Genomic DNA, 12,651 nt, shown 5'->3' on the forward strand with positions numbered 1-12,651 from the left:
CTCTGGACGACTCTGGGTGTTCCGAGAGCACCCTGAGTGAGGAGCGAGCATGCGTCGTACGTTTGCGCGGGCACTGGTCCAGCCGCTGGTCATGGCGGCTGCCGCGGCCGCAATACCGCTGGTGTCCGCGGCCCCGGTCGCCGCGGACAGCATTGTTGTAGGTGGCTTCCCTGTCGATGTGTCCCAGGTTCCCTGGACGGTCGCGCTGTCCAGCCGTGACCGGTTCGGGGGTATGCGTGCGGGACAGTTCTGCGGCGGCGTGGCGATCGACCGCAGCACTGTGCTGAGCGCCGCCCACTGCCTGGGCGAGGACGTCCTGGGCGGCCCGCCGGACGAGGCGCGCGATCTCAGGGTCATCGCCGGCCGTACGGACCTCTTGTCGGGCCGGGGCGAGGAGATCGCCGTGCGCTCGGTCCGGATCAATCCGCACTACGACCCGGTCGGCAATTCCGGAGACTTCGCCGTGCTCACCCTTGCCAAGCCCCTGCCGCAGAGCTCGGTCATCGCCATGGCGGCCGCGGGTGACGCCGCCTACACGCCCGGAACGAGCGCCATGGTCACCGGATGGGGCGATACGACGGGCACGGGCGACTACACGAGGCAACTACATGCCGCACGCGTGCGCGTGCTGCCCGACGAGCTGTGCAAGGAGGCCTATCCCGGCAGCGAGGAAGGCACGTACCAGGCCGGCTCCATGCTGTGCGCGGGGCAGACACAGGGCGGCCCCGACGCCTGCCAGGGTGACAGCGGGGGCCCGCTGGTCGCCAATGGGCGGCTGATCGGGCTCGTCTCCTGGGGGGACGGCTGTGGCCGCGCGGGGAGCCCGGGGGTCTACACCCGCGTGTCCGAGGTCGTGCGGACGCTGGGCCAGGTCGGCGGGAGCGGGTCGCCGAAGGCGCACCGGGGGGCCTGAGACGCCGTGGGGACGAGGACGGGCGGTCGCTCCTTGGGGGAGCGACCGCCCGAACACCGGCCAGTGCCGGGGCTGGCTCGTCGTGGATGCGAGAGGTCAGCGCTCTTCTTCGGAGACGGATGCCGGAACGGACGTCAGCCGCTCCGTCTCGTCCTGTATCTCAGCGGCGATCTTCTTGAGTTCCGGCTCGAACTTGCGGCCGTGGTGGGCGCAAAAGAGCAGTTCACCGCCGCTGAGCAGGACTACGCGCAGGTAGGCCTGGGCGCCACAGCGGTCGCAGCGATCGGCGGCCGTCAGGGGGCTCGCGGGGGTCAGAACAGTAGTCACGTCGCCTCTTCTCTAGCTCGACGAGCTGTCGTACCAGGGTCAACATCCAACCAGCCCGAAAACGTTCCCGCTCGTGGCTTTTCCTCGAAAAAATCTTTCCGGGGCGGCTGTCTGCTGCCGGTTGGCGGCGAATGTGCCGTATTGCGTGTCTTGTGTGCTTACGGGTTCGCGCTGTCTATCGGTTTGGGTCCCCCGGCTGGGTTGCCGGTTGTTCATGAGGACGTGCCCGGAGCCTAAATGGTTCATGCCTCGAAGGGAACGTGATATGTACTTCACTCCATCGAGGGATCGAACATGCATGCGACTCTGGACTAGTCTGAGTTCAGAGTGAGGGTGGCGTTACAACGGCTCTACCAGGCCTCGGTACCCTCTGAGCGGCGACCGAAGCCGGGCCCTTACCCAGAAGGGGCCCAACTGAAATTCAGCGAGGAGCGAACCGCGTGACCGCCGATAAGTCCGTGCCGTCCACAGCGTTGCTGGCAGGAGCAGACCGGGACGGTTCCAACTACACCGCGCGGCACCTGCTCGTCCTTGAGGGCCTCGAGGCCGTGCGCAAGCGCCCCGGTATGTACATCGGATCAACCGACAGCCGCGGCCTCATGCACTGCCTGTGGGAGATCATCGACAACTCCGTGGACGAGGCCCTCGGTGGCTACTGCGACCACATCGAGGTGATCCTCCACGACGACGGCTCCGTGGAAGTGCGGGACAACGGCCGCGGCATTCCCGTGGACGTCGAGCCCAAGACCGGCATGTCCGGAGTCGAGGTCGTCATGACCAAGCTGCACGCCGGCGGCAAGTTCGGCGGTGGCTCGTACGCGGCCTCCGGCGGTCTGCACGGCGTCGGTGCCTCCGTGGTCAACGCGCTGTCCGCCCGTCTCGACGTCGAGGTGGACCGCGGCGGCCACACCCACGCCATCAGCTTCCGCCGGGGTGTCCCGGGCGTCTTCGCGAAGGACGGCCCGGATGCCAAGTTCGAGGCCAAGAGCGGCCTGGCCAAGGCCAAGAGGATCCCCAAGACCCGCACCGGCACGCGCGTGCGCTACTGGGCCGACCGCCAGATCTTCCTCAAGGACGCGAAGCTCGCCCTGGAGACGCTGCACCAGCGCGCCCGCCAGACCGCGTTCCTCGTGCCCGGCCTCACCATCGTCGTCCGTGACGAGTACGGCCTGGGCGAGGGCGGCAGCAAGGGCGAGGAATCCTTCCGTTTCGACGGCGGCATCAGCGAGTTCTGCGAGTACCTGGCGACCGACAAGCCGGTCTGCGACGTCCTCCGCTTCACCGGACAGGGCACCTTCAAGGAGACCGTCCCGGTCCTGGACGACCACGGCCAGATGACGCCCACCGAAGTCACGCGCGAGCTCGGCGTCGACGTCGCGCTGCGCTGGGGGACCGGCTACGACGCGACCCTCAGGTCGTTCGTCAACATCATCGCCACTCCCAAGGGCGGCACCCACGTCGCCGGGTTCGAGCAGGCCGTCAAGGAAACGATGAACGAGGTGCTGCGCGCCAAGAAGCTGCTGCGCGTCGCCGAGGACGACATCGTCAAGGACGACGCCCTGGAGGGGCTCACCGCGGTCGTCACCGTCCGTCTCGCGGAGCCGCAGTTCGAGGGCCAGACCAAGGAGGTCCTCGGTACGTCGGCCGCCCGCCGGATCGTGAACAACGTGATCACCAAGGAGCTCAAGGCCTTCCTGACCTCCACCAAGCGCGACGCGGCCGCCCAGGCCCGGGTCGTCATGGAGAAGGTGGTCGCCGCCGCCCGTACGCGCATCGCGGCCCGCCAGCACAAGGACGCGCAGCGCCGCAAGACGGCCCTGGAGTCCTCGTCCCTGCCCGCCAAGCTCGCCGACTGCCGCAGCGACGACGTCGAGCGCAGCGAGCTGTTCATCGTCGAGGGAGACTCCGCGCTCGGCACGGCGAAGCTGGCCCGGAACTCCGAGTTCCAGGCGCTCCTGCCGATCCGCGGCAAGATCCTCAACGTCCAGAAGTCGTCCGTGACGGACATGCTGAAGAACGCCGAGTGCGGCGCGATCATCCAGGTCATAGGGGCGGGCTCGGGCCGGACCTTCGACCTCGACGCGGCCCGGTACGGCAAGATCATCATGATGACGGACGCCGATGTCGACGGCTCCCACATCCGCTGCCTGCTGCTGACGCTGTTCCAGCGCTACATGCGGCCCATGGTCGAGGCCGGCCGTGTCTTCGCCGCGGTGCCGCCGCTGCATCGCATCGAGCTCGTCCAGCCGAAGAAGGGCCAGGACAAGTACGTCTACACCTACTCGGACCGTGAGCTGCGCGACAAGCTCATGGAGTTCCAGAGCAAGGGCGTCCGGTACAAGGACTCCATCCAGCGCTACAAGGGTCTGGGCGAGATGGACGCGGACCAGCTGGCCGAGACCACGATGGACCCGCGCCACCGCACCCTGCGCCGGATCAACCTCTCCGACCTGGAGGCCGCCGAACAGGTCTTCGATCTGCTGATGGGCAACGACGTCGCGCCCCGCAAGGAGTTCATCTCCAGCTCGGCGGCGACGCTGGACCGGTCGCGGATCGACGCGTAGCGGCTGCGCCGGGCCTGGGCCGGTCGCCTGACCGGCCCAGGTGGGTGACTCGGCGGTACTCGCCGGGCTCTGCCGGCACTCGCCTGGTTCCGCGAGGCTGGCCTGGTCCAACGGGGCTCGCCTCACTGCGCGGTACTCGTGCGGCCTCGCGGTACTCGTGCGGCCTCGCGGTACTCGTGCGGCCTCGCGGTACTCGTGCGGCTTCGGCGCATCTCCACCCGTAGGTGGATGAGGCCCGCCCGCGGGGATCCACCCACGATCCACCCCCGCTCCGATCTGCTGACCTGCGAATTTCCGTAGCGTCGAAGGCGTCGGCAGGACTCGCTGCCGGCATCCCCTTCCCGCTCACGGAGGCTCTGATGTCCGGGCTCGTCAACGCGTTGGTGATCGCGGCCGTTGTCGCGCTGGTGGTCGTACGGCAGTTCCGTGCCCGTCCGATCGACACCGACCGGCGATGGTGGGTCGTGCCCGTGATCCTCGCGGTCCTCGCGCTGCGCGGGCCCGGCATACTCGGCGCCCAGCACCGCACCGGATCCGCTCTGCTGCTCGCCGCCGAGGTGCTCATAGGCCTGGCCACCGGCGTCGGCTGGGCCTGGACCACCCGTGTGTGGGAGGAGCCGGACGGCGTCGTCTGGACCAAGAGCACCAAGGCGAGCGTGCTCGTCTGGGCCGTGGGCATCGGTGCGCGCGTCGGACTCTTCGCGCTCGGCGCCGTGATCGGCGTGCGCCAGGACACCTCCGCGCTCATGGTCGCACTCGCGGGCACCCTGCTGGTCCGCTCCGGGATCCTGGCCTGGCGTGCGCAGTCGCTGAGGACACCCGTCGCACAGGCCGCGGCGTACGGTGACGGCGTGGCCGGGCCGGCGTGGAAGGAGAGTGTATGACGGAGAACGCCTGGACGCGCTGGCCGTCCCGCGAGGCGCTCGGTCGCACGGGTATCTCCCGGCCCCGGAGGATGCTCGCCTGGGCCGTGCGGCTCCTGGTGCTCGCCATACTCCTCTGGGAAGCCTTCGACGCTCGTCACGTCCATGTCCTGGGCGCGGTCGCCGCCACCGTGGCCGTCATAGTGGCCGCAGTCGTCTCCTGGGCCTTCTTCCGCACGACGTACGCGCACCGGCTCCTGCCCTCCCTGGCCCTCATCGGAGTGCTGCTGGGCATCGCGGTAGCGGCGCAGGCCACGGGCTTCAAGGCGCCCGCCCTGGTGATCTGGTGCGGGTGCGGCATCTCCGCCCTGGAGCGACTGCCACTCGCCGCCGCTCTGCCGGTGACCTCCGTCGCCCTCGCCTCGTACTCGGCCTTCAACAACGACGTCTGGCTGACCACCGCCGCCACCGTCGCGGGCATGGCCCTCGCCGGCTATGTCCTGCGCCTCGACGCCGAAGCGCGTGGCAACGCCCAGCGTCTGCTCGCGCAGGAGCGTGCCGCCCGGGTGGCCGAGGCGGAGTCGGCGGCGCTGGCGGAGCGGGCCAGGATCGCGCGGGAGATCCATGACGTGCTCGCGCACAGCCTTTCGGCGCAGCTCGTGCACCTGGAGGCGGCCCGCCTGCTGATCGAGCGGGGCGCCGACCGGGAGCAGATCCTGGAACGGGTGGTGGCGGCGCGGGGGATGGCCCGGGACGGTCTCGCCGAGACCCGGCAGGCACTCTCCGCGCTGCGCGGTGACCTGACCCCGCTGGAGGACTTCCTCGGCGAGCTCGTCAGCGCGGCCGACGGCGCCGAGGTCACCGTCACGGGTGAGCGCAGACCGTTGCCCGCGGAGGCGTCCCAGGCCGTGCGCAGGGTCGCCCAGGAGGCGCTGACGAACGTGCGCAAGCATGCCCACGGCGCCAAGGTCCGGGTGTGGCTGGACTACAGCGACCGTGAAGTGACCCTGGACGTGCGGGACTCGGGCGGTGCGGCGGGCGAACTCACCGGGTCGGGCGCCGGGTACGGTCTGCTGGGCATGCGGGAGCGTGCCGAGCTGCTGGGCGGGTCGCTGGAGGCCGGGCCGGACGAGGAGGGGTTCGCGGTGACATTGAAGGTGCCCGTATGACGGAGGAGGCAGGCAGGAGGCCCGCGCGGGTGGTCGTGGCGGACGACCAGACCGTGGTCCGGGAGGGCATCGTGATGCTGCTCGGGCTGCTGCCGGGCGTCGAGGTCGTCGGGGCCGCGTGCGACGGTGAGGAGGCGGTGAAGCTGGTGGCCGAACTCGCCCCGGACGTCGTCCTGATGGACCTGCGGATGCCCCGCTGCGACGGTGTCGAGGCAACCCGGCGGATCCGGGCGGAGCACCCCGGGACCCAGGTCGTGGTGCTCACCACGTACGCAGACGACGAGTCGCTGTTCCCCGCGCTCAGAGCGGGGGCTCGCGGTTACCTGACCAAGGACGCGGGCGGCGACGAGATCGTGCGGGCCGTGGAGAGCGTGCTCTCGGGTGACGCCGGGCTGTCGCCGAGTGTCCAACGGCGCCTGCTGGAGCGGCTGTCGGAGCCCGAGCCGAGACCGGAGCGCGCCGAGGCGCCCGACGGACTGACGGCGCGGGAGACCGAGGTGCTGGTGCTGATCGCCGAGGGTCTCACCAACCAGGAGATCGCCCGCAGGCTGCACGTCTCCACGGCGACCGTGAAGACCCACATCAACAACCTCTTCGCCAAGACCGGGCTCAAGGACCGTGCCCAGGCGGTGCGTTACGCGTACGGAAAGGGACTGGTGCGTCCACCGGCCGGTTGAGTCACCTGATGGGGTGAGAGCCGGGGGAAGAAGAGTCAGGGATCTTCCCGATCTGTCCATCCTTGGGCATGCAGTCAAGCAACGGCCGTCCCCGTGAAGGCGGAGGCGGCCCCGAGAGTTCGGCCGGGAATCACGAAGACCATGGCCCGGCTTCCCGCAACGTGGGATATGAAGACCCCTGGTACGACGCACTGGCCTCCGGCTGGGGCGAGCTGGACGGTACGGGCGTGCCCACTCCGGTGGTGCCGGCCGCGCGCGAAGGGCAGGAGCGGGTGGCCTTTCGGGCGCGCGACGTGTACCTGGAGGTGCAGCGCAGCGCGGCCTTCCAGGAAGTGCGCAGTCGGTACCGCAGGTTCGTGGTGCCCGGGGTCGCGGTCTTCTTCTCCTGGTACGTGGGGTACGTGGTCACGGCGACGACGGCGCCCGGGTTCATGGCCAGGCCCGTGGTGGGCGCGGTGAACGTGGCGATACTCGCGGGACTCGGGCAGTTCGTCACCACCTTCCTCCTCACCTGGGCCTACACCCGGCATGCGCGGTTGCACAGGGACCGGGCGGCGCTTGATCTGCGCTGGGACACACAGGAGTTGACGCGTGGTGTGCGCGGTGGTGCTTCATGACGAGCCATCACCAGACGCTGGCACTGCTGCTGTTCAGCGGATTTGTGGCGATCACGCTGGCGATCACCACGTGGGTGAGCCGTAACCGGCGGGGTTCCGCCGAAGAGTTCTATGCCGGCGGGCGGCTCTTCTCCCCTATGGAGAATGGTTTTGCCATTGCAGGCGATTACATGTCGGCCGCCTCGTTCCTCGGAGTCACCGGTCTCATCGCCCTGTTCGGCTACGACGGACTGCTGTACGTGGTGGGCTTCCTGGTGGCCTGGTTGGTGGTGTTGTTCCTGGTCGCCGAACTGGTGCGCAACTGCGGACGGTTCACGCTGGCCGACGTGGTGGCCGCGCGGATGAACGAGCGTCCGGTGCGGATCGCGGTGGGAACGTCCTCGGTCACCGTGTCCGTTCTCTATTTGGTGGCGCAAATGGTGGGGGCGGGCAGCCTGGTCGCGCTGCTGCTCGGGCGCAGCGGCGAGGCGGCGCAGGCGTGGACCGTCATCGGGGTCGGTGCGCTCATGGTGATCTATGTGTCGTTGGGAGGGATGCGGGCCACGACGTGGATTCAGATCGTGAAGGCTGTTCTGCTGCTCGGCGGGACGATCGCGCTGACCGTGCTGGTCCTGCTGCGGTTCCACGGTGACGTCGACCGACTGCTGCTCACGGCCGCCGAGCGCAGCGGTCACGGGGACGCGTTCCTGGCGCCCGGCCTCAAGTACGGCGGGGACTGGACGGCACGATTCGACTTCGTCAGCCTGGGCCTCGCACTGGTGCTGGGCACGGCCGGACTGCCGCACATCCTGTCCCGGTTCTACACCGTGCCGACCGCGCGGGCCGCGCGCCGTTCGGTGGTGTGGGCGATCGGGCTGATCGGCGGGTTCTACCTGATGACCATCGTGCTCGGCTTCGGGGCGGCCGCGATCGTCGGGCCGAAGGCTGTGAGCGGCTCGAACGCGGCCGGGAACACGGCGGTTCCGCTGCTGGCGCTCAACCTGGGCGGCGGCGCCGACTCCACGGGCGGAACGGTGCTTTTCGCGGTCGTGGCGGCCGTCGCCTTCGCCACGATCCTCGCCGTGGTCGCCGGGATCACCCTCGCCTCCTCCGCGTCGGTGGCCCACGACCTGTATGCCTCCCTGCGGCGCGGGGGTGGCCGGCCGCGCAGCGAGGTGGCGGTGGCCCGGGTCGCGGCGGTCGGTATCGGTGTGGTCGCGATCGGGCTGGGCCTGCTGGCCCGAGACCTCAACGTGGCCTTCCTGGTGGGCCTGGCCTTCGCCGTGGCCGCGTCGGCGAATCTGCCGGTGCTGCTCTACTCGCTGTTCTGGCGTGCCTTCACCACACGCGGCGCGGCATGGGCCGTCTACGGAGGGCTTGTTCCGGCCCTGGGGCTCGTCCTGCTGTCCCCGGTGGTGTCCGGCAGCCCGGATTCGCTGTTCCCGGCCGTCGACTTCCAGTACTTCCCGTTGCAGAACCCCGGCATCGTCTCCATCCCGCTGGGCTTCCTCGCGGGCTGGCTGGGGACGGTCACCTCGGCCGAGGTCCCGGACGAGGCCAAGCACGCGGAGACCGAGGTGCGGTCGCTGACCGGAGCGGGGGCCGTGTAGTGCGGCCCGCGTGCCAGGGCGGTGATCCGCCGCGGAGACATCCGTGCGCCCGGGCGACGACACGTCACGGTGCCACCCATGCGTACCGGTGCTCGGGGCGTCCCGCGTCGCCGTACTTCAGGGACAGGCGGAGCCGGCCCGCCTGTTCCAGGTGGCGGAGGTAGCGCTGGGCGGTGGAGCGGCTCAGGCCGGTCTCGGCGGCGACCTCGTGGGCGGACAGCGGGTGGCCGGCGCGGTGCAGGACGCCGCAGATGAGGTCCGTGGTGGGCTCGGACTGACCGCTGGGCAGGCCGGGCGCGCTCGGCGCGGGCGTGGTCCGCAGCGCGCCGAAGATGCGGTCGACCTGCTCCTGCCCGGTCAGGCCCCGGCCGCCGACCAGGTCGACGGTGCGGCGCAGGGCGGCGTAGGAGTCCAGGCGGGTGCGCAGGGCGGCGAAGGTGAACGGCTTGACCAGATAGCGCAGGGCTCCCAGCCGCATCGCCTTCTGCACTGTCGTCACATCGCTGGCCGCCGTGATCATGATGACGTCGGGGCCATGGCCCTGTTCCCGCATCAGGTGGACGAGTTCGAGGCCGGTCCGGTCCGGCAGACAGTGGTCGAGCAGCACCAGGTCGATGCCACCGCGTTCCACGCTGGCCAGGGCCTGAGTGGCGCTGTGCGCGGGCGGCCACCCGGAAGCCGGGAACCCGCTGGCCTCGGACCGTGAGCAGGTCGGTGCCGGTCACCCGGCCGGTCAGGACGTCCGTCGTACGGCCCTCGCCCAGCGCGTCGTCCGGCGTCCGGTCGACGGCCTCGTCACCTATGCCCAGCGGCCGCCGCGCCTCGTCGTTGAGCAGACGTATGCGGCCGGTGCGGTCTATGGCGACGACACCTTCTCGGATACCGCGCAGCATCGCCTCGCGCTCCGCGAGCAGCGCCGAGATGTCCGAGAAGGCCAGGTCCCGGGTCTGCCGTTGGACCCGGCGGGAGATCAGCCAGGCGGCCAGCGCGCCGACCGCGAGCGCGCCGCCCGCATAGGCGAGCAGCCCGGGGTCGAGCTGATCAGCCGGGCCCGCACGCTGTCGTACGCGATGCCCACCGAGACCGCCCCGACGATCCGGTGGTCGGCGTCGTACAGGGGCACATTGCCGCGGGCGGAGCGGCCCAGGGTGCCGGTGTCGATCTCCATGACCTGCTTGCCGGCCAGGGCATCCTCCGGGTCGGTCGAGACCTTCAGACCGATCTGCCGCGGGTTCGTGTGCGACCAGCGGTTGCCCCGCAGGTCCATGACCGCGATGTACTCGGCGTGGGTGATGTGCCGGATGCGTTCCGCCTCCCGCTGCACCGGGCCGTCGGCGGTCGGCGGAGAGTTCTGGAGGTCCGTCGCGACCTGCGGATTCTGCGCGGTGGTCTGCGCGATCGCCAGCGCACGACGCATGGCCTCGTTGTCGAGCTGCTTGCTCAGCGGCGCCAGGAACAGCCCGGTCGCGAGCACGGCGACTCCCGCGGCGATCGCCACCTGCATCAGCAGCACCTGGGAGAACACCCGCCGCGGCAGACCGGCGCAGACGGCTGCGGGGGGAGTGGGGCTCATACCCACGACGGTGCGTGGACGGGCGCGCCCTGCCGTAGGGGGTGTGGCGTGGATCTCTTGACCGGATCGTGGGAGATCCGGGTGGGCCTCGCCCCGGGCCGTCAGCTCGCCAGGGCCGTCGTGGTCAGCTCGTGCACCGCCACCACGTCCATCCGGGCCGGGGTACCGAGCACCGACGCCCCGCAGCTCTCCGGCCGGGGCGGCAGCGAGGCGCCCTGGGCCACGGTGACGCGCCACCGGCGCCCGTCGGCATGGGCCACGGTCACCTCCCAGCGCTGCGCCCCGCCTTCTGTCCGTACGACGCTCAGCGTGCCCGCCGTGTACTCGTCGGCGGCCGTGCGCACGGCCAGTTCGGCCGCCTGGCCGGGACGTTCCCAGGCCGAGCACCCGCGGCAGCCCTCGACGACGACACGGCCCTCCCGCGCGCCGTGCATGACCTCTTTGACGGCGTGCGCCTCGGCCCTGCCGTAGGCGTAGCCGTACGGCAGCACGAGCACGGTCGGCGAGAAACGATGACCACCCAGATGGGTGACCTCCCAGGTGCCGCGCACACCGGACGCGGCGAGCTCGGCCGCGAGCGGGCGGCCCAGAAGGGCGCAGCAGCGGTCGCGCTTGCCGTTGGTGCAGACGAGCGCCAGCGGGCCGTCCGGGTACGCCTGGGCGCGCAGTGCCACGTCGAACGAACGGTGGTCACCCGCGCCGAGGGCGGTGAAGTCGAGGGCGCGCAGCTGTTCCGGGTCGCAGGTCGTGGCGCTGCGCAGCCAGGTGTTCCCGGGAACGGTGTGGGCGGCGTAGACCTGCCGCATGGCGGTCCTGCCGAGGTCGGCGTGGCGTCCGGGACGCCGGATCAGCGCGATCCGTACGCCGGTTCCCTCGGTGGCTGCCTCCAGCGCGCGTCCCAGTGCGGGGTCCAGGTGGCTCGAAGCGAGCGCTTTGGCACCCCAGGGACCGGGCTGTTCCAGCAGCAGCCATGTCGTCGCAGTGGCCGCGGTGCCGGAAACGGGCTCTTCGAGGCTCCTGGAGACGGTCGCACACCTACTCACAGAGGTGAGCCTAACCTGACTTTCCTCGGAGCGACTTCCAGCCGGGCTGGTGTCCTACTCAGGCAGCGGTTGAGGTGGTCTCGGTCCCACGTAGTGTCCGCTGGGCCGCATGCGCAAGGGGCGTTCCCCGTACTCCTCCAGGGCGTGGGCGATCCAGCCCGCTGTCCGGGCCACGGCGAAGATCGTCTCGCCTGCCGTGGCGGGCATGCCCGAGGACACGGTGAGTACGGCGAGGGCCAGGTCGACATTCGCGTGCAGCGTGGTGTGGCGGGCGGTGGTGGCGACGACGTCGCGGGCCGCGAGCAGGGCGGGTTCCGCGCGCGGGACCCGCTCCAGGAGGGCGAACAGGGCACGCGCGCGTGGGTCCTCGCCCGCGTAGAGCCGGTGGCCGAGTCCGGGGATGCGGCGGCCGGCGCGCAGTTCGTCCGCGATCACCGGGACCGCGGTGCCCCGTTCGAGCACGTCCTGCAGCATCCGGTGGGCGAGTCCGCTGGCCGCGCCGTGCAACGGGCCCTCGATCACGCCGAGTCCGGCCGAGACGGCGGCGTACGCGTGGGCGCGGGCCGAGGCGGCGACCCGCACCGCGAGCGTCGAGGCGGCCAGGTCGTGGTCGACGAGCAGGGCGAGTGCCGTGTCCAGGGCGCGCAGTGACGCCTCGTCGGCCTCGAGCCCGGTCAGCCTGCCCCACAGCCGGTGGGCCAGCGGACCGTCGTCGTGGTGGTGGGCGTACGGCTGGGGCGGCAGGGCGGCGACCAGCGTGGGGATCAGGACGCGCGCGGTGCCGAGCACGGACTCCTCGGACAGGTCGAAGCGCAGCGGGTCCTCCGCCGCCGCGGCGATCGCCGCGACCCGCAGCCGGTCGGTGGGTGCCGTGTGCTCGGGCAGGGCGTCCACGGCGCGGCGGACGACGGCGACGACGGCCTTTGGCGCGGTGAAGGTCACGCCGGCGCGCATCCGCCCGGTCCACAGCCACTCGGCGACCTCCTCGTAGGAGTGGTCGGCGGCGAGCCGGGTGGCGTCCACGCCCCGGAAGAAGTACCGGTCCTTGTCGATCAGTGTGATGCGGGTGCGTACGGACAGTTCACCGCCGGAACCCGAACGCACGCTGCTCTCCCGCCTGTTGCGCCGGACGAGGGCCTCCACCTCCTTGGCGTCGAAGGTGCTGCCGCGGCCGCCGGGCTCGCGCCTGCTACTGAGCTGACCGCGGCTCACATACGCGTACACGGTCTCCGGCTTCACACCGAGCGCTTCGGCGGTCTCCTTGGTACTCAGCCTCCGCCCGGGGCGGCCGGAAGCCGGTTCTTGATCGCGCATGG

The 12,651-nt window shown here is 70.8% G+C and carries 10 protein-coding genes and 2 pseudogenes; 7 read left to right on the top strand and 5 right to left on the bottom strand.

Annotated elements, in window-relative coordinates; translation table 11 throughout:
- Positions 1–49: 49 nt before the first annotated feature.
- A complete protein-coding gene (locus N8I87_RS30130) occupies positions 50–913 on the top strand; it encodes a S1 family serine peptidase (protein WP_263213445.1) in 864 nt (287 codons plus the stop codon).
- A 96-nt stretch (positions 914–1,009) separates the two neighbouring features.
- Here the strand turns inward: N8I87_RS30130 and N8I87_RS30135 are convergent, their stop codons facing one another.
- Positions 1,010–1,240, bottom strand: coding sequence for a DUF7455 domain-containing protein (locus N8I87_RS30135; protein ID WP_263213447.1), 231 nt, complete (start codon positions 1,238–1,240; stop codon positions 1,010–1,012).
- 440 nt (positions 1,241–1,680) lie between these two features.
- Between N8I87_RS30135 and N8I87_RS30140 the strand changes: the two genes are divergently transcribed.
- From N8I87_RS30140 to N8I87_RS30165, 6 genes are all read left to right on the top strand, one after another.
- Positions 1,681–3,804, top strand: a complete 2,124-nt coding sequence (locus N8I87_RS30140) for a DNA gyrase/topoisomerase IV subunit B (protein ID WP_263213449.1) — start codon at positions 1,681–1,683, stop codon at positions 3,802–3,804.
- A 359-nt stretch (positions 3,805–4,163) separates the two neighbouring features.
- Positions 4,164–4,688, top strand: a complete 525-nt coding sequence (locus tag N8I87_RS30145; RefSeq protein ID WP_263213451.1) for a DUF1453 domain-containing protein — start codon at positions 4,164–4,166, stop codon at positions 4,686–4,688.
- Positions 4,685–5,836, top strand: coding sequence for a sensor histidine kinase (locus N8I87_RS30150; RefSeq protein WP_263213452.1), 1,152 nt, complete (start codon positions 4,685–4,687; stop codon positions 5,834–5,836). Before N8I87_RS30145 ends, N8I87_RS30150 begins: the two co-directional genes overlap by 4 nt.
- Complete coding sequence (locus tag N8I87_RS30155) at positions 5,833–6,513, top strand: response regulator transcription factor (RefSeq protein ID WP_263213453.1); 681 nt, start codon at positions 5,833–5,835, stop codon at positions 6,511–6,513. The genes N8I87_RS30150 and N8I87_RS30155 overlap by 4 nt, the downstream gene beginning before the upstream one ends.
- A gap of 68 nt (positions 6,514–6,581) precedes the next feature.
- On the top strand, positions 6,582–7,130 hold the full coding sequence (locus tag N8I87_RS30160; protein WP_263213454.1) for a DUF485 domain-containing protein: 549 nt from the start codon (positions 6,582–6,584) through the stop codon (positions 7,128–7,130).
- Complete coding sequence (locus N8I87_RS30165; protein WP_263213455.1) at positions 7,127–8,719, top strand: monocarboxylic acid transporter; 1,593 nt, start codon at positions 7,127–7,129, stop codon at positions 8,717–8,719. Before N8I87_RS30160 ends, N8I87_RS30165 begins: the two co-directional genes overlap by 4 nt.
- Before the next feature lie 64 nt (positions 8,720–8,783).
- Here the strand turns inward: N8I87_RS30165 and N8I87_RS30170 are convergent.
- From N8I87_RS30170 to N8I87_RS30185, 4 genes and pseudogenes are all read right to left on the bottom strand, one after another.
- Positions 8,784–9,408: pseudogene (locus N8I87_RS30170) on the bottom strand (response regulator); the annotation flags it as partial.
- Positions 9,403–10,292, bottom strand: a pseudogene (locus tag N8I87_RS30175) (sensor histidine kinase); the annotation flags it as partial. The pseudogenes N8I87_RS30170 and N8I87_RS30175, both read right to left, overlap by 6 nt.
- Before the next feature lie 101 nt (positions 10,293–10,393).
- Positions 10,394–11,335 (bottom strand): ferredoxin family protein, encoded by a 942-nt coding sequence (locus N8I87_RS30180; RefSeq protein ID WP_263213456.1) that lies wholly within the window; start codon positions 11,333–11,335, stop codon positions 10,394–10,396.
- Between the two features lie 54 nt (positions 11,336–11,389).
- Complete coding sequence (locus N8I87_RS30185; protein WP_263213458.1) at positions 11,390–12,649, bottom strand: citrate synthase; 1,260 nt, start codon at positions 12,647–12,649, stop codon at positions 11,390–11,392.
- Between the last annotated feature and the right edge of the window lie 2 nt (positions 12,650–12,651).

Origin of the sequence: Streptomyces sp. HUAS 15-9 (assembly GCF_025642155.1) — a bacterium.
In the GTDB taxonomy this organism is placed as follows: Bacteria; Actinomycetota; Actinomycetes; order Streptomycetales; family Streptomycetaceae; genus Streptomyces.

Excerpts from the sequence above, each read along its gene's own strand:
- N8I87_RS30130 (WP_263213445.1), top strand. The coding sequence starts at position 50 with ATGCGTCGTACGTTTGCGCGGGCACTGGTCCAGCCGCTGGTCATGGCG.
- N8I87_RS30145 (WP_263213451.1), top strand. The coding sequence starts at position 4,164 with ATGTCCGGGCTCGTCAACGCGTTGGTGATCGCGGCCGTTGTCGCGCTG.
- N8I87_RS30150 (WP_263213452.1), top strand. The coding sequence starts at position 4,685 with ATGACGGAGAACGCCTGGACGCGCTGGCCGTCCCGCGAGGCGCTCGGT.
- N8I87_RS30155 (WP_263213453.1), top strand. The coding sequence starts at position 5,833 with ATGACGGAGGAGGCAGGCAGGAGGCCCGCGCGGGTGGTCGTGGCGGAC.
- N8I87_RS30160 (WP_263213454.1), top strand. The coding sequence starts at position 6,582 with ATGCAGTCAAGCAACGGCCGTCCCCGTGAAGGCGGAGGCGGCCCCGAG.
- N8I87_RS30165 (WP_263213455.1), top strand. The coding sequence starts at position 7,127 with ATGACGAGCCATCACCAGACGCTGGCACTGCTGCTGTTCAGCGGATTT.
- N8I87_RS30185 (WP_263213458.1), bottom strand. The coding sequence starts at position 12,649 with ATGCGCGATCAAGAACCGGCTTCCGGCCGCCCCGGGCGGAGGCTGAGT.